Annotated in this window: 19 protein-coding genes and 1 riboswitch; of the genes, 14 read left to right on the top strand and 5 right to left on the bottom strand. The window is 50.3% G+C overall.

Annotated features, from left to right (window positions below; all coding sequences use genetic code 11):
• The first annotated feature begins 5 nt into the window (after nucleotides 1-5).
• Genes EDM55_RS02035 through EDM55_RS02020 form a run of 4 tightly spaced genes read left to right on the top strand, consistent with a single transcriptional unit; the run spans nucleotide 6 to nucleotide 6118 of the window.
• Complete coding sequence (locus EDM55_RS02035) at nucleotides 6-1319, top strand: nucleotide sugar dehydrogenase (RefSeq protein WP_122959485.1); 1314 nt, start codon at nucleotides 6-8, stop codon at nucleotides 1317-1319.
• 21 nt (nucleotides 1320-1340) lie between these two features.
• Nucleotides 1341-3215 (top strand): glycosyltransferase, encoded by a 1875-nt coding sequence (locus EDM55_RS02030; RefSeq protein WP_170184281.1) that lies wholly within the window; start codon nucleotides 1341-1343, stop codon nucleotides 3213-3215.
• A gap of 42 nt (nucleotides 3216-3257) precedes the next feature.
• Nucleotides 3258-5024 (top strand): polysaccharide deacetylase family protein, encoded by a 1767-nt coding sequence (locus tag EDM55_RS02025; protein WP_122959484.1) that lies wholly within the window; start codon nucleotides 3258-3260, stop codon nucleotides 5022-5024.
• Between the two features lie 26 nt (nucleotides 5025-5050).
• Nucleotides 5051-6118, top strand: coding sequence for a glycosyl hydrolase family 18 protein (locus EDM55_RS02020; protein WP_122959483.1), 1068 nt, complete (start codon nucleotides 5051-5053; stop codon nucleotides 6116-6118).
• Between the two features lie 73 nt (nucleotides 6119-6191).
• On the opposite strand, the gene EDM55_RS30100 is transcribed toward EDM55_RS02020, so the two are convergent.
• Together EDM55_RS30100 and thiC are read right to left on the bottom strand one after the other, a co-directional pair.
• Entirely contained in the window at nucleotides 6192-6362 is a 171-nt protein-coding gene (locus EDM55_RS30100; protein WP_170184282.1) for a hypothetical protein, read from the bottom strand.
• A 23-nt stretch (nucleotides 6363-6385) separates the two neighbouring features.
• Entirely contained in the window at nucleotides 6386-8146 is a 1761-nt protein-coding gene (gene thiC, locus EDM55_RS02015) for a phosphomethylpyrimidine synthase ThiC (protein ID WP_174769236.1), read from the bottom strand.
• A 151-nt stretch (nucleotides 8147-8297) separates the two neighbouring features.
• Nucleotides 8298-8409, bottom strand: a riboswitch (TPP riboswitch).
• Nucleotides 8410-8663: 254 nt separating this feature from the next.
• Between thiC and EDM55_RS02010 the strand changes: the two genes are divergently transcribed.
• Nucleotides 8664-9551 (top strand): cation diffusion facilitator family transporter, encoded by an 888-nt coding sequence (locus tag EDM55_RS02010; RefSeq protein WP_092266602.1) that lies wholly within the window; start codon nucleotides 8664-8666, stop codon nucleotides 9549-9551.
• A 47-nt stretch (nucleotides 9552-9598) separates the two neighbouring features.
• On the opposite strand, the gene ku is transcribed toward EDM55_RS02010, so the two are convergent.
• Together ku and EDM55_RS30095 are read right to left on the bottom strand one after the other, a co-directional pair.
• A complete protein-coding gene (gene ku / locus EDM55_RS02005) occupies nucleotides 9599-10555 on the bottom strand; it encodes a non-homologous end joining protein Ku (protein WP_092266603.1) in 957 nt (318 codons plus the stop codon).
• A 131-nt stretch (nucleotides 10556-10686) separates the two neighbouring features.
• Nucleotides 10687-10830: a hypothetical protein gene (locus tag EDM55_RS30095; RefSeq protein ID WP_170184283.1), complete on the bottom strand. Its 144-nt coding sequence runs from the start codon at nucleotides 10828-10830 to the stop codon at nucleotides 10687-10689.
• A gap of 436 nt (nucleotides 10831-11266) precedes the next feature.
• Here EDM55_RS30095 and rsmD point away from each other — a divergent pair, with 436 nt between their 5' ends.
• Nucleotides 11267-11875 carry a 16S rRNA (guanine(966)-N(2))-methyltransferase RsmD gene (gene rsmD / locus EDM55_RS02000; RefSeq protein WP_092266604.1) on the top strand — a complete coding sequence of 203 codons (609 nt, stop codon included), beginning with the start codon at nucleotides 11267-11269 and terminating at the stop codon, nucleotides 11873-11875.
• Between the two features lie 6 nt (nucleotides 11876-11881).
• Nucleotides 11882-12361 carry a pantetheine-phosphate adenylyltransferase gene (gene coaD, locus EDM55_RS01995; protein WP_092266605.1) on the top strand — a complete coding sequence of 160 codons (480 nt, stop codon included), beginning with the start codon at nucleotides 11882-11884 and terminating at the stop codon, nucleotides 12359-12361.
• A 3-nt stretch (nucleotides 12362-12364) separates the two neighbouring features.
• Here the strand turns inward: coaD and spoVV are convergent, their stop codons facing one another.
• Complete coding sequence (gene spoVV / locus EDM55_RS01990; protein ID WP_092266606.1) at nucleotides 12365-13594, bottom strand: dipicolinic acid transporter SpoVV; 1230 nt, start codon at nucleotides 13592-13594, stop codon at nucleotides 12365-12367.
• Between the two features lie 135 nt (nucleotides 13595-13729).
• Here spoVV and EDM55_RS01985 point away from each other — a divergent pair, with 135 nt between their 5' ends.
• From EDM55_RS01985 to plsX, 7 genes are all read left to right on the top strand, one after another.
• Nucleotides 13730-14524: a patatin-like phospholipase family protein gene (locus EDM55_RS01985; RefSeq protein ID WP_092266607.1), complete on the top strand. Its 795-nt coding sequence runs from the start codon at nucleotides 13730-13732 to the stop codon at nucleotides 14522-14524.
• Nucleotides 14521-15588 carry a SepM family pheromone-processing serine protease gene (locus EDM55_RS01980; RefSeq protein WP_092266608.1) on the top strand — a complete coding sequence of 356 codons (1068 nt, stop codon included), beginning with the start codon at nucleotides 14521-14523 and terminating at the stop codon, nucleotides 15586-15588. The genes EDM55_RS01985 and EDM55_RS01980 overlap by 4 nt, the downstream gene beginning before the upstream one ends.
• Before the next feature lie 83 nt (nucleotides 15589-15671).
• Nucleotides 15672-16193: a YceD family protein gene (locus EDM55_RS01975; protein WP_092266609.1), complete on the top strand. Its 522-nt coding sequence runs from the start codon at nucleotides 15672-15674 to the stop codon at nucleotides 16191-16193.
• A gap of 143 nt (nucleotides 16194-16336) precedes the next feature.
• On the top strand, nucleotides 16337-16507 hold the full coding sequence (gene rpmF, locus EDM55_RS01970; protein WP_005834357.1) for a 50S ribosomal protein L32: 171 nt from the start codon (nucleotides 16337-16339) through the stop codon (nucleotides 16505-16507).
• Between the two features lie 184 nt (nucleotides 16508-16691).
• The gene (locus EDM55_RS01965; RefSeq protein ID WP_122959482.1) at nucleotides 16692-17462 is read left to right on the top strand and encodes a DeoR/GlpR family DNA-binding transcription regulator; all 771 of its coding nucleotides are present in this window, start codon (nucleotides 16692-16694) and stop codon (nucleotides 17460-17462) included.
• Between the two features lie 256 nt (nucleotides 17463-17718).
• The gene (gene fapR, locus EDM55_RS01960) at nucleotides 17719-18291 is read left to right on the top strand and encodes a transcription factor FapR (protein ID WP_122959585.1); all 573 of its coding nucleotides are present in this window, start codon (nucleotides 17719-17721) and stop codon (nucleotides 18289-18291) included.
• A gap of 33 nt (nucleotides 18292-18324) precedes the next feature.
• The gene (gene plsX / locus EDM55_RS01955) at nucleotides 18325-19332 is read left to right on the top strand and encodes a phosphate acyltransferase PlsX (RefSeq protein WP_122959481.1); all 1008 of its coding nucleotides are present in this window, start codon (nucleotides 18325-18327) and stop codon (nucleotides 19330-19332) included.
• Nucleotide 19333 lies beyond the last annotated feature (1 nt).

Genomic DNA, 19333 nt, shown 5'->3' with positions numbered 1-19333 from the left:
TCGGGATGAAGCTGTATGAAGCAATTGTAGACCGCCAAGAGAAAATTGCGGTATTGGGTCTCGGGTACGTGGGATTGCCGGTGGCAGTAGCACTGGCGCAAAAAGTGGATGTCATCGGCTTTGATGTGAATCAGCAGAAGATCCAAGCTTTAGAGCAGGGAATCTGTACCGATGGGAGTATAGAGGACGAGCGTCTGGGTGCGAGTACGATTGACTTTACGTATGACGAGACGAAGCTTGCACATGCACGGTTTTTCATTGTCGCTGTTCCTACCCCCATCAAAAGCGGCAACATTCCCGATCTGTACTACGTGCAGGAAGCGACCCGTACCGTGGCAAGACAAATGCCTAAGGGGTCTGTCGTCGTTTTTGAATCGACAGTCTATCCAGGTGTGACGGAAGAAGTATGCATCCCTATTCTGGAGAGCATCTCCGGTATGAAATGCGGAAGCGACTTCAAAGTAGGCTATTCCCCGGAACGAATCAATCCGGGCGATCAGGTGCACCGCTTCGAAAACATCATGAAAATCGTTTCCGGAATCGATGAAGAGACGACAGATACGGTTGCAAAAGTTTACAGTCTCGCAGTAGAAGCAGGAGTGTATCGTGCGGAGAGCATTAAAGTGGCGGAAGCGGCCAAGGTCATTGAAAATGCCCAGCGGGATATCAATATCGCCTTTATGAATGAACTTGCGATGCTGTTTCATCAGATGGGAATCAACACCAAGGCAGTTTTGGAAGCAGCTGGCACGAAGTGGAACTTCCTCAAGTTCACACCTGGGCTGGTTGGCGGTCATTGCATCGGTATCGATCCCTATTACTTGACCTACAAGGCAGAGGACAGCGGGTACCGCTCGAAAATCATCCTCGCCGGCAGGCATATCAACGACGGGATGGGTAAATACATTGCGGAGCAGATCATCAAGACGGTCGTCCGTTTGAAGCTGGACTTTGAAAATGTGAAGATCGGCATTTTAGGATTGGCATATAAGGAAAACTGTGCAGACATTCGCAACACGAAAGTGACCGACATTATTGATGAGCTGCAGGAATACGGGATGGCAACGCTTGTCGTCGATCCGTTAGTCGATCCAGCGCTCGCATACAAAGAATATGGGATTGAGCTGTCTGCTCTGGATGCCCTTTGCGATATGGATGTCGTAGTAGTAGCTGTCCCGCACACGATATTCGAAAACTTGCAAATCGAGGATTACGAACGAATCTTTGGAAGCAAGAAGAAAAAAGTGATGATAGATGTCAAAGGCATCTATTCCAGAGACGCTTTCGAGAACAGAGGATATCATTACTGGAGCTTGTAAGAGGGATTGGAGAGGGCGACAGTGATAGGGAAGAAGAAAAAGAAGAAGGTGGAAGAGGTTTTAACGGTTTCACGTTCGGACCGAAGACTTCTATCCAATGTTCCTGACCCGGAAAAAATACGAAGTATATCGGACCGAAGAGGAGTCAAAGAAAGCACGGCAGCCAGTGTGAACGAAGCAGATCCTGAATACTTGGACAAGCTGCGTCTTCTCAGCTTGCGATACGTGGCAAACTTTCCTGTGTTGGTCTACACGCGCCGCAGTCAAAAAAAGGATGCGATCAAAGGCAAAGCCATTGATATTTCTTCCACGGGGATACTCGTGGAATTTGGTCCCGCTTCAGAGGAGCGGCTTCGCTTGGGACAAGTGGTGAGTATTCACTGCAGCATTCCTCCTGGTACGATGCCGGAAGGATTTGAATCATCCGTACAGATGGATGGAAGAGTCGTCCGCGCTTTTTCCGACGAAGAAGACGGTCAAGTAAAGTGGCTGGTGGCTTTTGAGTTTGCCAAGCCGCTTACCGAATACTTTCAAAAAAAGCGCTGGGGCTATGCCATTTATACCTCGAGTGCGTTGCTGCTGGTAGCGTCACTCTTTATCATGCTGATGAGAGCAGAGAGCATTATTTATTTTAAGTACAATATTTTGCTGTATTTGTATAGCTTGATTGCTGCGGCCTTTTTGCTGACGCGCTATTTTTTCGGCGCCTTATATCGGGATGTCCCTGTTAATCACGACTTTACGCCAGGCGTATCCATTATCATTCCATGTTTTAATGAAGAGCAGTGGATTCATCGTACGATATTAAGCTGTGTAAATCAGAACTATCCCATCGACAAAGTGGAAGTGATCGTAGTCGATGACCGTTCCACGGATCGATCCGTCGAGCAGATCGAAAAGGTCATTTCGCTGATCCATAGTGAGGCAGAGCGCTTTATGACCAAAGAACGTGTGCGCATGTTTGTGCTCCCTGAAAATGGCGGGAAGCGGGTAGCTCTCGTCAAAGGAGTGGAAATGGCGAAGCATGATTTAGTCGTGTTCGTTGATTCAGATAGTTTCTTGGAGCCAACTGCCATTCGTCATCTGGTACAGCCTTTTCAGGATCCGAAAATGGGAGGGGTGGCTGGCCGCACAGACGTGGAGAACAAATTCACGAATGCCATCACCAAGCTGCAAACTGTGCGTTACTACATAGCCTTTCGCATTATGAAGGCAGCAGAAGCGTGGTTTGACAGTGTAACCTGCTTGTCTGGTCCGCTTTCGTGCTATCGAAAGGATTTGGTGATGCAGCATTCCGAGGCATGGCTTACACAAAAGTTTCTCGGGCAGCCAGCCACTTTCGGGGATGACCGCAGTATGACCAATTTTATATTAAAGACCCATCGGACCTCGTACCAGGATGCAGCGATTTGTTCGACGATTGTTCCTTCTGACATGAGCGTGTTTTTAAAGCAGCAAATGCGCTGGAAGCGGTCCTGGCTGCGGGAATCCCTGCGCGCGAGTATGTTTATTTGGAAGAAGGAGCCCTTTATGGCCTTGTTCTTCTATATTGGTCTGATCGTGCCGATTGCCGCACCGGTCATTGTCTTGTACAACCTCGTCTACGTGCCGATCGTACATCGCGTATTTCCCGGAACGTTTCTCATGGGGCTGTTTCTCATGGCTTTGCTGATGAGTCTGGCGCACCTGCTGTATCGCCGAAGCAAGCTGTGGGTATTCGGGTTGGTCTTTTGCATCTTCTATGAATTTGTATTGCTGTGGCAGATGCCAGTCGCATGGGTGACCTTTTGGAAGTCGACCTGGGGGACGCGGGAGACACCACAAGATATCGAGGCACGGCAAAGAAAAGAAGCGCGCAAGCAAAGAAAGAAAAAGGGAATGGGATTGCCCTTTTAGCCGTCGCACGGTTAGATTCAAGGAATGAGGGTGCCAGAGAAGATGAGAAGAAAACGGGAATCCGCCCTTGACTATCACCAGAAAAATCGCAGAAAGGTGAAACGTACGATTGTCCAATTCGTGATTTTGCTGGCCGTGGGCATTTTGCTTTATCAGGCTGTGTTTGATACAAAAAGCTATGCGGAAGCAGATCATCGCACATGGCAGAATGACAAAGGCTTTATCGCTATTTCCTATTTCGGTGTCGGTCGATCAGGAACGCCAAAGCTCATTGCCAAAGCCCATCTGGATGAACAGCTGCAAGCGCTGCGAAACCAAGGATACGTGACGATATCACAGCAGGATATCCTTGATTTTTACAATGAGAAAAAGCCGCTTCCTGAAAAGGCATTGTTCCTGTCTTTTGAAGATGGGCGCAACGACTCGCATCTGTTTGCACAGCCTCTTTTGGAGAAGTACAATTTCAAAGCGACAGCCCTGTCGTATGCCAACAAGATGGGCAACAGCGACAACAAGTTTCTGCAACCCAAGGACTTGCTGAACATGCAGGAAGGTGGCTTCTGGGAGCTGGGTACGAATGGCTATCGTTTGACGTATATCAATATTTTTGATCGACAAGGTAACTTCATTGGTGTACGAGATGAAAACGAATTGCCGACCAAACATCATGTGGAGTACTACAACCACTATCTCATGGACTTCATTCGTGACAGTAATATGATTCCGATTGAGGATCGTTCGATGATGGAGGCCCGGATCACACAGGATTACGATCAAATGAGGGAGATCTATACGGATACATTGGGATTTGTCCCGAAAGTGTATATGATCATGCACGCCAATACCCTGTATGGTGGGATGAACCGGCTTGTTTCCGACGTCAATGATGCCAATATTCGCAAGACCTTTGCGATGCACTTCAACCGGGAAGGGACTGCGTACAATTCCAACAAGGACAGCCTTTACGATCTGACAAGGCTCCAGCCTGATCCGTACTGGTACACGAACCACCTTCTGATGAAAATCCAAAGTGATACCCAGCAGAAAATGAAGTTCGTTCATGGTGACGAGCAGTTGGCACAGCAGTGGAGATTGGAGAGCGGCGCGGAGGAATTCCAGGGAAACAAGATTGTGCTGACTTCCCCGCCAGCGGAAGAAGGCAGACTGTTCCTGGATAATTCTTCTGGCAGCCAAGATCTGCGTATTTCTGCAAAGCTGGAAGGGAATGTCGTCGGGAAGCAGTCTATCTACCTTCGTGATGACCGAGAAAAAGGCTCGTTTGTCCGTGTGACTTTGCATGATAATACATTGATTGTCGAGCAGAAAAAAGCGGGCCAGGAGCCAGTAGGGCTTTATTCCACGAAACTGAGTGAAGTGCTGTGGCAGCCAGAGGATTTGGCGTACGACAAAGCGACGGTTTATACAAAATCACAAACAGAAGCAGGAGCTCCGGATGAAGACGAAGGATATCCCGTCAACATTCAAAATACACGACAGATGGATATTGTGATTCAAGGGGACAAGCTGAGCGTTTCGGTGGACAATGCGCTCAAAGTCAATCAACAAGCGATTGACAGCGCGATTGCCAGCGGAGGAGTAGCATTGGGGTCCGCATACAGTGAAAAGAACAAACAAGACGATATTTACGATGGGGTCTTTACAGATGTGAAGATATCCTCGATACAAAATGGCGCAAGTGACCAAGAGCAAATTTTGTTCCGCAATTCTTACACAGGGATGGAAAAAGCGGTTAACAGGATGAAAGACGCCTTTACCACCACAGTGGACTGGGTGATGGAAACGTTCTAATCGGGTGGAGAAGGAGGCGCAGGCAGTTGAGAAGATTGGCTAGAAAGAAGCTTTGGATCGTTCGCTTCCTTTATATGAGCCTATTCACAGTGGTTGTGACTGGCTGTGGGATCGGTGGCGTATCCGATGCAGAGAAATCGGTGTCTGCGGCAGAGGTGCCATTGAAGAAAAGTGCCTGGGTCGTGGATTGGCAGTGGGAATCTGGTGCGGATGATCTGCAGGGCATGACAAATGGACTGACGAATGTACAAATGTTTGCTGCTTACTTTGATGAGGCGGACAACCTGTTTTTCACGGAATCCTTTCAAAAAGGACTCCCAAAAGTCCAAGAGATCTCGCGAAGAAGCAGTCTCGTGCATGTCGATTTGACGATCGTCAATGACCAGAAGCGCAAGGATGGTACCGATATTCAAAAAGACCCAGCGCTTATCACAAGGCTGATGGCGACCGAGGAAAGTCGGAGCAAGCACATCGACCAGATCATGAAAGCCGTGGAAGCGTATCAGTTTCATGGGGTAGAAATCGACTACGAGCGCATCGAGGAAAAGGATTGGGGAAATCTGCTAGCGTTCTTCAAGGAGCTTTATCTGCGGCTGCAGGAGCAGGATAAAACGCTGCGGATCGTGCTGGAACCACGAACGCCGATTGAAACTCTTTCGCTGCCAGAGGGGCCGGTCTATGTCATGATGGCCTACAATCTGCACGGCTTGCAAAGTGATCCTGGACCAAAGGCTGACCGCTCCTTTATTACGGAGCTTACGACTCGGATGAAGGTGGTTCCGGGCGATAAAGTGATTGCTTTATCAGCGGGTGGCTTCGACTGGGCTGAAAATGGAGAGGCTGCTGCTGTAACGGAAAAGCAGGCTGCCGAGCTCGCGAAGTCCAGTTTGGAAATGCCGCGAAGAGATAACGCCAGCGGCAGTATCCACTTTCAGTATGTCGACCAGCACAAACAAAAGCATACGGTCTGGTACGCAGATGAAACCACTCTCCAGGCATGGGCAGAGATCGTATCCGGTGAAGGCTATCGCAGCATCGCGTTGTGGCGGCTAGGTGACCTGGGAAGCAAAAGCGTTCGGTTTATGAACGAGTGATGGACAAAGCAAGGTAATGATTAGACCGAAGAGAGCTGCTCTTCGGTCTTTTTACTGTCTATTTTATTCCCTATTAATAGTAGAGGCTCTCCGTCAAAAGACACTTCACGCAGGTGCGGGACAGTGCTGTCTCCTGAAACTGGTGGGCACAATTTTTTTGCAAAGCAAGGAGCTTACGCTGGTGCTCACGGGTGAGCTCCTGCAAACGCTGGATTTCATCGCGTAGCTGGATAGCCTGATCCATAGAAACGTACCTCCTTTTTGGTGCTAGGTGTACAGCCGATTTCCTTGGGAGCGAAACTGCTCGGCTTTTTCCTTCATCCCGATTTCCAGTGCGTTTTCATCCTTCAGTTGCTTTTCTTGCGCATAGGCCCGGATGTCCTGCGTAATTTTCATGCTGCAAAATTTGGGACCGCACATAGAGCAAAAATGCGCAGATTTCGCCCCCTCAAAGGGAAGCGTTTCATCATGGTACTCCCTGGCACGCTCAGGGTCGAGAGAGAGGTTGAACTGATCGACCCAGCGAAATTCAAAGCGGGCCTTGGACAAGGCGTCATCTCGCTCTTTGGCTCGCGGATGGCCCTTCGCCAGATCAGCAGCGTGGGCGGCGATTTTGTACGCGATCAGCCCGTTTCGCACGTCCTCCTTGTTTGGCAGCCCCAGATGTTCTTTCGGGGTGACGTAGCACAGCATGGCTGTACCAAACCAACCGATCATGGCAGCGCCGATAGCCGATGTGATGTGGTCATAGCCAGGTGCGATATCTGTCGTCAAAGGCCCTAATGTGTAGAAGGGAGCTTCGTGGCATAGCGTCAGCTGCTTTTCCATGTTCTCCTTGATTTGATGCATAGGGACGTGGCCGGGGCCTTCAATCATCACCTGAACATCGTATTTCCATGCGATTCGAGTCAGCTCTCCTAAGGTTTCCAGCTCTGCAAACTGCGCTTCGTCATTAGCGTCGGCGATGGAGCCTGGGCGCAGCCCGTCTCCTAACGAAACAGCGATATCGTATGCCTGCAGGATCTCGCAAATTTCTTCAAAGTGCGTATAGAGAAAATTCTCTTCGTGGTGAGCGAGGCACCAGGCAGCGAGGATGGAGCCCCCTCGAGAAACGATGCCGGTTACACGCTTGGCAGTAAGCGGGATATAGCGCAGCAGCACCCCGGCGTGGATCGTAAAGTAGTCCACCCCTTGCTCAGCCTGTTCGATCAAGGTATCCCGATAGATCTCCCAGGTAAGATCCTCCGCTTTTCCCTTTACCTTCTCCAGAGCCTGATAGATCGGAACCGTGCCGACTGGTACCGGGCAGTTGCGGATGATCCATTCACGGGTCGTATGAATGTGAGAGCCGGTTGACAGATCCATGATCGTATCAGCGCCCCAGCGTACCGACCAAATCATTTTTTCCACTTCCTCTCCGATGGAAGAAGTGACTGCGGAGGTGCCGATGTTTGCATTCACCTTCACATGGAAGCTGCGGCCAATGATCATGGGTTCACTTTCAGGGTGATTGATGTTGACGGGAAGAATGGCACGTCCACGGGCAATCTCTTCACGCACAAACTCGGGATCGACTCCTTCGCGAAGGGCCACGAACTCCATTTCGGGTGTTACAATCCCATCCCTCGCATATCGAAGCTGCGTGACGATACGACCCGGACGAGCGCGCAGTGGCAGCTGTTTCTCTCGGGGGAAGCTGTCGTGCTTGTAGTTGTCGTCCGATGGCTGCAGAGGACGTCCCTGATAAGCTTCTGTATCCTGGCGGGATTGAACCCAAGCGGCACGGATACGCGGGAGTCCTTTTTGGATATCCGGACTATAACCATCAGCTGTGTAAGGACCACTGGTGTCATAGACAGGGACGGGTGGATTGAGAGTTTCTGTGTGGACGCCTTTCGTAGGATGCTGGGAAATCTCCCTCATGGGAACGAGAATGTCAGGGGTGCTGCCTTGTAAATAAATTTTGCGGCTTCCAGGTAAAGCTGGTACGGGGGAGATGGAGAAGGGTGATTTGCTGGTTCTGGACATAATAAAACCTCCTTGTCGTGGTTGCATCCAGCGCGAACCCGGGAGGCGGAAAGAATCTCTGCTCCACGAAAAAGCGCCGCATGAGTGCATGCGACGCCAGACGCGAGAGAAGAAAAGATACGGGTATCCTAAAGATACTCGATATCTAATCGTGTCGTTTATGACAATTCCTCCGCTGGCATTACCCAGTTCAGGTTCAACGGTCGATGGCACAATAGCCATCCTCTCAGCCTGGTAACTCCCAAGCTCCCGTGCTGTTATTCATTTTGGTTTTTGGTTGCAAGGACAGCATACCTGTTTTTGGATGCTTGTGCAAGTGTGAACAGGGAAAAAAAGATTGCGGCTGCGCAACACATTTTCCCCCTCCCTATAGTCGTGCCTCGGACTAAAACTGTTTCTGTAGACCCACACGAAGTGCGTCTGATACGATGAAGTTCGGAAAAAGCTAGCAAGTGTACTTGTTCTTCTTATTCCTATCCGATGTAGTCGACAACAGAGATTTTAGAGGTGATGGCGTGTGGATGTGTATTCGAATATTAAACAAGGGGAACGCGGGGCGTGGGTCAGTATTTTTGCCTATATTTTTTGCTCCGTTTTAAAGATAGCGATTGCTGTCATGGCTGGCTCCGAAGCTCTGATGGCTGACGGGTTGAACAACTCAACTGATGTCGTGGCATCTATTGCGGTACTGATTGGCTTGAAAATTGCCCGCAAACCACCTGACCAGGATCATCCCTATGGCCATTTCCGGGCAGAGACGATTTCCGCACTTGTCGCATCATTTATTATGCTATTCGTTGGGATTCAGGTGGTTACGGACGCGGTTCCCACCTTCCTCGACCCGAATCACTCCGCTCCTAGCATGCTGGCGGGCTGGACAGCTCTTTTCACAGCGGTCATTATGTTTGGAGTTTATCGTTACAACCGGTCATTGGCTGAGAGAACGAACAGCCAGGCGCTGATGGCGGCCTCCGCCGATAATCGCTCGGACGCGTTGGTCAGCATCGGGACGTTCGTCGGTGTAGCAGGTGCCCAATTTCATCTGAACTGGCTGGATCCTTTGGCGGCGTTTGTTGTTGGGCTGATCATCCTGAAAACGGCTTGGGACATCTTCCGTGATTGTACACATCGGTTGACGGATGGCTTCGATCAGGATTTGCTGGAACAACTGCGCGAGACAATCTCCGGGATTACCGGGGTTGAAGATATCGGGGACATCAAAGCCCGTTACTTGGGAAGCAGTGTACTTGTCGATGTCGTGATCCACGTCGATCCGGACTTGAATGTCGTAGAGAGCCATTCCATTACGGAGAAGATCGAGGAGCGTATGAAAAAGGTCCACAAGATCAATACCGTCCACATCCACATTGAGCCGATCATGCAGCAAAAGCTCGTACAGAGATAGCCAAAAAACCTGTCCGTAGGAGGACAGGTTTTTTTGTCAGATGGCAGTCATACAGTCGTTTTCTTCCGACGCAGCGTCTTCGTAGTCGAGCCAGAGGCTGGGCTTTCTCCAGCTGCCTGTTTGATTGGGGTGGAGGCTTCCTTGGTGTTCGTCGCGGTTCGTTTCCGCCCGGTTTTTTGCTGCGCTTTTTCCGGTGTGGGCTCTGCTTCCAGTTTGATTGGGGCTCCACCATTGCTGGCGGTAACCTCGAGGCTTTCCTTTAGAGCCTGCATCAAGTCGATAACATTCGTGCGAGGAACGGCAGGTGAGGTCGCGATCTCCTGTCCCTCGAGCTTTTTCTCGATCATGGCTTGCAGCTCGGATCGATATTCATCGGTGTACTTGCTCGGATCAAAGGGAACGCTCATATTGTTAATCAGTTCAGTTGCCATTTTTAATTCATTCTCAGCTAGAGCGATACCCGTATCGGGAAGGGCAGGGACTTGATGGACAGGTCGAACCTCATCGGGGTAATATATCGTCTCCAGCATGATGCAATGCTCGTACAACCGGACGACCGCCAGACTTTGACGGTTGCGCATGGTGACTTGCGCGATGGCGATCTTGCCGGTTTGCTCCATAGCAGCACGGAGTAGGGCGTAAGCTTTGTCACCCGTCTCTTGCGGAGACAGGAAGTAGCTTTTATCAAAGTAAATGGGGTCGATCTCCGTTAAGTCGACGAAATCGAGAATTTCAATGGCACGGCGTGTTTCGGGCGTGATGGCTTCCAGGTCAGCGTCATCGATAATGACAAAGTGGCCCTTTTCGTATTCATAGCCCCGAACAATCTCGCTCGGTTCGATTTCCCGTTCGCAGTGGGGACACATCTTGGCGTATTTGATGGGGGTGTTGCAATCCTTATGCAGCTGCCGAAAGCGGATATCACGCTCTTCGGTTGCCGTGAACATGCGGACAGGTATGTTTACCAAGCCAAAGCTGATGGATCCTTTCCAAACCGTATGCATAGCATTCCTCCAGTCTGCGCCATAAGAATAGTATTTGCTAACGCGCAGCAGTGAGCAGAGGGAAATGCAGTCATTCGCGCATACGAAAAGCCAGCCGTCAGGAGAGCAGCTGGCTTATGCCAATTACGGGACTATTGTCCATGCTTGATAATATCCGATTGATCAGCAGCGGATTGCATCTGCCTCGCTTGTTCCACGCCTTCCCCAGTACGATCTGCCATGGATTGGACCTCGGATGCTTTCAGCTTTTGCTTGGATGGTTGCTTTTCTGCCAAGATAGCTCACTCCCTTACGCGGAAAGGTTCGTTGGATGGCGGTACATCCTAAGGAGTATTTTGTCCGAAAGCAAAAAAAATACCCCATCACCACGAGGCGACGAGGCAGCTGTTCAACTCCTCCCGCGTAGGGAGAGATGGCACGGAATGCTCCTATCAGACACGCCGTGCGCCAAAGTGAACCGCCTTTCAATTATGGGAGAGGAGAAACCGGAGGAAGAGCTTATGGGGAAACGTAAGTCTTCTCCGCGGTTGTCAGCGACAACGTTGCGTCGCTATCCATAAGCTTTTCCCAAATGTTTGCAGGGTATACATCCGGGTAAGCATAAATTTACCACTTGCAATTTTACGCGTTCTTTGAGTTGTGTTAGTATGAAATCATTCTTGAGAAAAGCACAAGTAATCTACATCATTCATGGACTGACAGGTGAAAAAAATGCGCGTCATTGCGGGTGAACACAAAGGACGTAGGCTCGCGGCAGTCCCCGGAAAAGGGACCCGCCCTACAACGGACAAAGTAAAAGAATCGATTTTTAACATGATTGGCCCTTATTTTGATGGAGGCTGGGCATTGGACCTTTACGCAGGAACGGGCGGACTAGGGATTGAAGCATTGAGCAGGGGCATTGAGCGTGCCGTTTTTGTGGAGAGGGATGCCAAAGCTTTTGCTGTTGTGAAACAGAACCTCGCAACGTGCAGGCTGGAAGGACAAGCCGAGCTTTATCGTATCGATGCAGACAGAGCCATCCGTACGCTGGCAGCACGCAAGCAAGCGTTCGATTTGGTGTTTCTTGACCCTCCGTACGCTCACCAGAAAATCGCAGAGGAAATTCGCTTGTTTCAAGAGCTTGGACTTTTGGCTGACGGAGCCTGGATTGTCGCTGAGCATGACATCGGAGTCGAGCTTCCGGAAGAGATTGGCGCATGTGTTTTGGATCGTGCCTCTACCTATGGAGATACGGCTGTCACCTTGTATTATTACGAGCGTGATCGCAGCGAAACAGATGATCTCGTAGAGGAAGCAACGAAGTTTGAGGAAGGATGATGAACTGTGAACATTGCCGTTTGTTCCGGAAGTTTTGATCCTGTTACCTATGGTCATCTCGATATTATTACACGTGGGGCAAAAATCTTTGACAAGGTGATTGTGGCGGTACTGATCAACGCAAAGAAAAAGTCCTTGTTCAGTGTGGAGGAACGGGTGGATTTATTGCGCCAAGTGACGGCAGAGATGGACAATGTCGAAGTGGACTCGTTCGACGGGCTGTTGATCGATTACATGAAAAAGCGCAACGCCCAGGTGATCATCCGGGGATTGCGCGCTGTCTCTGATTTTGAATACGAAATGCAGGTCGCCTCCATGAATAAAAAGCTGAACGAAAATGTGGAGACGTTTTTCATGATGACCAGCCATCAATATTCGTATCTAAGCTCCAGTATTGTAAAAGAGGTAGCGAGCTATAAAGCGAGCGTGAAAGACTTGGTTCCCCCAGCTGTCGAGCAGGCTTTGCTGGCCAAAATGAACGGCTAAAGCTTACCGAACTCGACCACTTCGCAGCTGGCGAACCAACCCGCTGACCAAGAGCAAGAAAGCGCCGACTCCTAAAGCGAGCAGGCCGGAGTGCCAGAATGTCTCCCACCAGCTAAATACCGGGATTCCGGATGAAGTGGGAAGAAAGACGGGAAGGCTCTTATCTGCAAACCAGGCGCTGGTGCGCAGTGGCTCCCAGACGATAAAGGTCAGGATAGCAGCCAGCAGGGCATGGAGCGAGCGTGCAAGTAAATAAGGCGCAACTCGAATATCCGTTTCACTTAAAATGCTGGCTACCTGCGCATGTACACTCAGGCCGCCCCAGGACAGAACAGCGCTTGCGATCGCTGCCTTCCAGACCATGGAGACGCCTTCGGGGACGACGCTGGCTGCTTGGGCGCCCAATGTCACCTCGAACAATCCTGCTACGATCGCATGCGAGAAGGCAGGGGGAAAGCCGAATGGCCCGAGAAAGACAGAGAGTAGTGTGCTGATCACATGTGTCAGGTGGATGGCTGAAAATAGCTGGATCAAAACCGAAAAGACAATGATGAAACCGCCGATCATAAACAGCGTGTTTAGCGCAGATTGGACGGCGTCACCCATCAGCTTTCCGAATGGACGCGCATCTCGTACGCGGGCCCGATGCATGGCTTGCAGGGCGCGAAGCGGGAGAGGCAGATTGGTCTTTTCCAGAGGATTGCTGACTGTGGCAAAGGGTGCGTGAAAGCGGTAGAACAGCCCCATGATAAGTGCGGAAACGTAATGGGTGAAGGCGAGAATCAGCCCCATTTGCTCACTGTGAAAGAACCCGATGGCTACAGCTCCCATGACAAAGAGGGGGTCGCCAGTGGTGGTAAAGGATACAAGCCTTTCTCCTTCCGCTTGGGTCAAGCTCCCTTGCTGACGTAAGCGAGTGGTTAGTTTGGCCGCGACGGGATAGCCTGAGGAGAACCCCATGGCAAGCACGAATCCACCAGTGCCGGGTACGTTAAACAGTGGGCGCATCAAAGGCTCCAGCAAGACCCCGACGAAATGTACGACACCGAGACCCATTAAAATCTCCGAGAGGACAATGAATGGCAGGGTAGAGGGGAAGACCACTTCCCACCATATCTTCAAGCCGCGAACAGCAGCCTCAAAAGAGATTTGCGAATAGGCAACCAGCATGAGCACGAGGGCAATCGTCGATAGGGCGAACAACAGGGTGAGAATCGGAGAGTGGCGTGACATGGATTCCTCCTGAGCCGAATACAAGAATAGTACATGTCTACGTCACGAACTGACAAACTATGCTCGGACATCCGACTTCGAGTGTGATTGGACCTGTGACTCCCCACATACGCTTTCTACAGGGGGAATGTGATCATGGCAGCGAAACGTAAACCGGTAATCGGTGTAGCTTTGGGGTCAGGAGGAGCGCGCGGGTTTGCCCATATCGGTGTGCTCAAAGCATTGGAGAGTCATGGAATCCATGTCGATATGCTTGCGGGGAGCAGCATGGGAAGCTTGATCGCAGCCGTGTATGCGAATGGGATCGAGCCTCATATGATGGGAAAGCTGGCTTTGAATTTAAAGCGCAAGCATTGGCTTGACTTAACCGTTCCGAGTCTCGGCTTTGTATCTGGAGAGAAGATCAAACAGCTGATTCGCTTGCTCACCCATGGAAAGCGAATCGAGGAATTGAACAAGCCGCTTGCCATTGTGGCCACGGATATTGAATCGGGGGAGCGCGTCGTTTTCCGCGAGGGACCTATAGATCAGGCAGTTCGAGCAAGCATTTCCATACCGGGTATTTTTGTTCCGGAGAGAGTAGGAAATCGGCTGCTCGTGGATGGTGGGGTGATCGACCGCGTGCCAGTTACCGTTATCAAGGAGATGGGGGCGGATATCGTCATTGCTGTGGACGTAGCGCAAGTGGACACCCCGATGAAAGTTTCTACGATTTTCGATGTAATTGCACAGACGATCGACGTCATGGAGCGGGAAATCCTCCGGCACAGGATTCTGGCAGCTGATCTCGTAATCCGACCGGATGTTGGACACTATAGCAGTATTGCCTATACCGGCGTAGAAGAAATTATTGAGCTGGGTGAACAAGCTGGACGCGAACATGTTCAGCGCATTTCGGAAATGATCGAGAATTGGGAGGCAGTAGAATGAGTGAGGATCGGCTTATCTCCAATCAGAGAAGGGCAAAGAGTACTAAGGGCTTCAGCTGGGTACTTGCTCTGGCTTCAGTTGCGCTGGGCCTCTCTTTTTTTGTCCCAACAAATTATTACATCACGCGTCCTGGATCAGCTATTGATCTGGCCCCGATGATTGAGGTGGAAGGCGGCAAGAAAGATGAAACGGGCACGTTCATGTTAACCACCGTACGCATGGGAGAAGCCAATCTCGCTTGGTACGTATATGCACAGGTTTCTCCGGATGCGGAGCTGATGCAAAAGGAGCTCGTGGTCAGTCAGGGAGAGAGCAACGAAGACTTCGTCAAACGCGAGCAGGCCGTCATGGATAATTCGCAAAAGCTGGCGGAAGCCGTTGCATTCAAATTGGCGGGCTATGATGTCAAAGTGGAAAAGCAGGGCGTCTGGGTTATGGGCACCATCGATGGATATCCAGCGAAAAAGGAACTGAAAATCGGCGATGTGATCACCTCCGTAGATGGTGTACCGACTCCAGAGGCCAAAGACCTGCTCCAGATCCTTTCTAAAAAGAAAGCCGGAGATACGGTCTTACTTGCTTATGTAAGAGATGGACAAGAAGCCAAAACGATGTTAACCTTGGTAACACTGCCTGAATCAAAATCGGTGGGAATCGGCGTTCGTCCGGACAATAAACAAAATATCGTGATCCCGAAAAAGGTCAACATTGCGTCTCAAGGTATCGGTGGTCCATCTGCTGGATTGATGATGACGCTGGAGATTTACGACCAGCTGAAGACCGATGCTGACATGACGAAAGGCTACAGGATTGCCGGAACGGGTACGATTGCTTTGGACGGCACCGTAGGCAGGATAGGCGGGATCAATCACAAGGTTGTCGCGGCGGACAAGGCAGGTGCAGACATCTTTTTCGCCCCACAGGACACGCCAGGCGCCGATTCGAATTACGAAGAGGCTTTGGCAACAGCCAAGCGCATCGGGACCAAAATGCGAATCGTGCCGGTTAAGACTGTAAATGACGCGGTTGCTTACCTAAATGAGCAGCCGAAGAAACCTTCCTGACGAACTAAGCTGTCAAGGGAAAATGGTTGACAAAGCTTTGGGCAGGGTCTATAATCATCCTTGTTGTGCATGAGGTGAAAGCTATGAATATTAAGTTGACAGAGTTAGAGCATCGAAAAGGAGAGCCGTTGCCGTTTCAGTTGACGCTGGATGCGACAGAGCTGAAAAATCGCCATGACGAAATCAGAGGAATCTCTCCGGTAGAAGCGAAGGGCGAAGCAGTTCAGCTAGGCAATCTCTATTACGTAAAAGGTGATTTGAAAGCAGATGTGGATTTTGTTTGTGCCCGCTGTCTCACTCCTTTTACACACCATGCGAAAGTGGCATTTTCCGAAACCTTTGCACCTGAAGATGATCCCATTCTTCAGGAGGATGAGGATAGTGACATTCTTCCCTTGGAAGGCGATGAAATCGAGTTGGACGCGCTCCTCCAAGAGGATTTTTTACTCGCCATGCCGACCTTCCCACTTTGTGAGGAAGATTGCAAAGGGCTTTGCCCGTCATGCGGTGTCAATCGCAACGAGGTAGCCTGCAGCTGCAAGAACGAACGGATTGACCCGCGACTCGCTGGGCTCGCTGATTTGTTCAAGGACAGCAACAAGTAGTCGTTCCTATTGTTTTCAAGATGGGACGCCAATCCACCCGATTGGAACGTCTCATTTTTGAAGGATAGCATAAGCATCTTGCCTATACTGTCCACCCAAATAGAGCTTCTTAGCATTTGTCAGTTGAAGGAGGTGTAAGGAAGATGGCAGTACCTCAACGGAGAACTTCCAAAACCCGTAAAAGAATGCGTCGTACGCACTTCAAATTAGAGATTCCAGGCATGATCAAATGCGATAATTGCAGCGAATACAAGCTTGCGCATCGCGTTTGCCCAAGCTGCGGTCACTACAAAGGTGTGAAAGTAGCGAAGTAAGATCCGCTGCTCAAAGGCAAGGTGAGAAATCACCTTGCTTTTTTTATGCGCAAAAACGAAGACTACTTTTCGATCTAATACTTATATTTACTTATAAATACTTAAAATAACTTGCGTATCTACCCGGAATCACTTAAAATGAAGTCGAAGGAAGACCGTCGCACATGGATGGAGTGAAATGTGGATGTATCAAGAGGAGCGGCTGGCAGCCATCCTGCAGTATTTACAAGACCATCAGCGGATCAGCGTCCAGGATGTTGTGGAGCAGTTCGGAGTATCCCGGGATACAGCGAGGCGAGATATCGTGAAGCTCGAGGAGCAAGGGGAAATTCTTCGTACGCGAGGCGGAGCCATTTTGCCAACGCTCAGCAAGAAAAGCTACTCGTATCAAGAGCGCATGCAGCTGGATCTGACCGGCAAGCGGCGAATTGCGGAACGTGCAGCAGAGCTGATCAAGGACGGTGACTTCTTGATGCTGGATGCGTCTACGACTGTTTTGCTGACGATGGATTACTGGAAGACCACTGATCATGTCGTCATTACGAGCTCACTCGCAGCTGCTGCTGGCTTCGCAGGTAAAGCCGGTATACAGGTAAAGCTGCTTGGGGGCGATGTCCATCCAGAAGACCAGTATGCGTATGGATCGCGGACGATTGAAAATTTAGCTGATTACCATGTAGATAAGCTCCTGATTGGCGCATGCGGAATTTCTCCGAATGGTCTGGTTTCCCCTTCAGAAGAGTCCGGGCATTTGATCAGGGAAATGATGAAACGGGCAGACCAGATTATCCTGCTAGCCGATCATTCGAAGTTTGGCAAATCCATGCTTTACAGGGTAGCAGGGCTTCAACAGCTGGACATCATCGTGACGGACCAAAAGCCGAGTGCGGAGATGGCGGAAGCGTTGGCTCAGCATGAAGTAGAGCTGCTCCTAGCAGAGGACACACAAGAATAAGCGGGTAAACTTCACTCGACTGGCGTGATGGGTTGGTCAGCGTGACAGCGAGTGGATTTATCAGGAAAGCCCTTCGAAAAAGAAGGGCTTTCTCTACTTTTCTGGAATGGTTAAGGTACTTGCAGCTTACGACCATGTGGCCATTTTCGTCATCTTTGCTTGTAATTCGGGGAAACCTCCCGTATACTTTGTTTGGTACCAGGTATTAAAAACTGATCGCAATTATATGTCGGTGGATTTGAAAATTGCTGGGGGGGTGTCGAGCATCGCCCGCTTGCCGAAAAAAGATCGCCAGACTCGTTTGGTGCAGTCCTTACAAGATAATCCTTTTGCGACAGATGAGGATCTGGCAGAGTTATTTCACGTCAGTATTCAAACAATACGCTTAGATCGTTTGGAGCTAGGCATACCCGAGCTGCGAGAACGCATCAAATCAGTGGCTGAAAAAAGCTTGGACCCGGTGAAGTCACTTGGGATCGAGGAAGTCATCGGAGAAATTATCGACTTGCAGCTTGATTCCCAGGCTATTTCTGTTTTGGAGATCAAGGAAGAGCATGTTTTTTCACGGACGCAAATAGCCCGTGGACACTACATATTTGCCCAAGCCAACTCATTGGCAGTGGCAGTCATCAATGCGGATGTGGCGCTGACAGCAACGGCGAGGATTCGCTTCGTACGTCCTGTGCGGGCGGGGGAGAAGCTGGTTGCCAAGGCACAAGTGCGCAGTCGCAACGGCGATGAGTGCAAAGTGCGTGTGGAGACGAAAGTTCAAGGAGAGCTGGTCTTCACGGCAACGTTTCGCGTAGTTGGAATGTCAGCGGTCATGTAAACGTTATGGTTGAGAACTAAGGAGGAGTCACGGTTGCGAATTGCAGTGGATGCGATGGGCGGCGACAACGCACCGCGCAGTACGGTGCAGGGAGCATTGGCTGCCGTCAAGGAAAACCCATCTCTAACGATTGTATTGGTGGGGGATGAACAAGGCATTCGGAGCCAGCTGTCGGGAGAAATACCGGCAAACATAGAGATTGTACCTACTACGGAAGTGATCGATCCAGATGATGAGCCGGTAAAGGCCGTACGCAGGAAGAAAAACTCTTCCCTTGTCGTGGCTGTGCAGATGGCTCGTGAGAATCTGGTCGACGCTGCAATCTCAGCAGGTAATACGGGCGCACTTATGACGGCCGGACTTTTGTATGCAGGTCGCATGGAAGGAATCGAGCGTCCAGCTCTTGCTACTTTTATTCCGAATATCAAAGGCCGTGTCACTCTTACGCTGGACGTAGGGGCCAACATGGACGCAAAACCTCATCACTTGCTGCAATACGCAGTTATGGGGAGCTTGTACGCGGAGCGCGTTCTGGGATTTGAAAAACCGACCGTTGGCTTGCTCAACGTAGGAACTGAAGAAGGCAAAGGCAATGAACTGACAAAAGCCGTCTTCCCTCTGCTGACCAATGCCGACTTAAACTTTGTAGGGAACGTAGAGGCTCGCGATGTCCTGGAAGGGGCATGCGATGTCCTTGTATGCGACGGATTTGTAGGGAACGTTTTGCTGAAAGCTGTCGAAGGAGCTGCTGCTACAATCTTTTCACAGCTCAAGCAGGAGTTTACTTCCAGCCTGATTAATAAGGTAGGAGCGGCAATTCTGAAGCCAGGGTTGATGCGCTTTCGGAAACGGATGGATTATGCGGAATACGGGGGAGCACCGTTGCTCGGTTTGCGCAGCCCTGTGATCAAGGCTCATGGTTCCTCGGATGCCAAAGCAGTGAAGAATGCAATCGCTAGTGCAGCTACCTTCGTCCAGCAAGATGTAAACGAAATTATTCAGAAGGAACTACAGAAAAATATGACGGGAGAAAGCGAGTGAG

The sequence above is a fragment of the Brevibacillus centrosporus genome (assembly GCF_003710815.1).
In the GTDB taxonomy this organism is placed as follows: Bacteria; Bacillota; Bacilli; order Brevibacillales; family Brevibacillaceae; genus Brevibacillus; species Brevibacillus centrosporus.
This window is presented reverse-complemented; position numbering and strand designations above follow the sequence as displayed.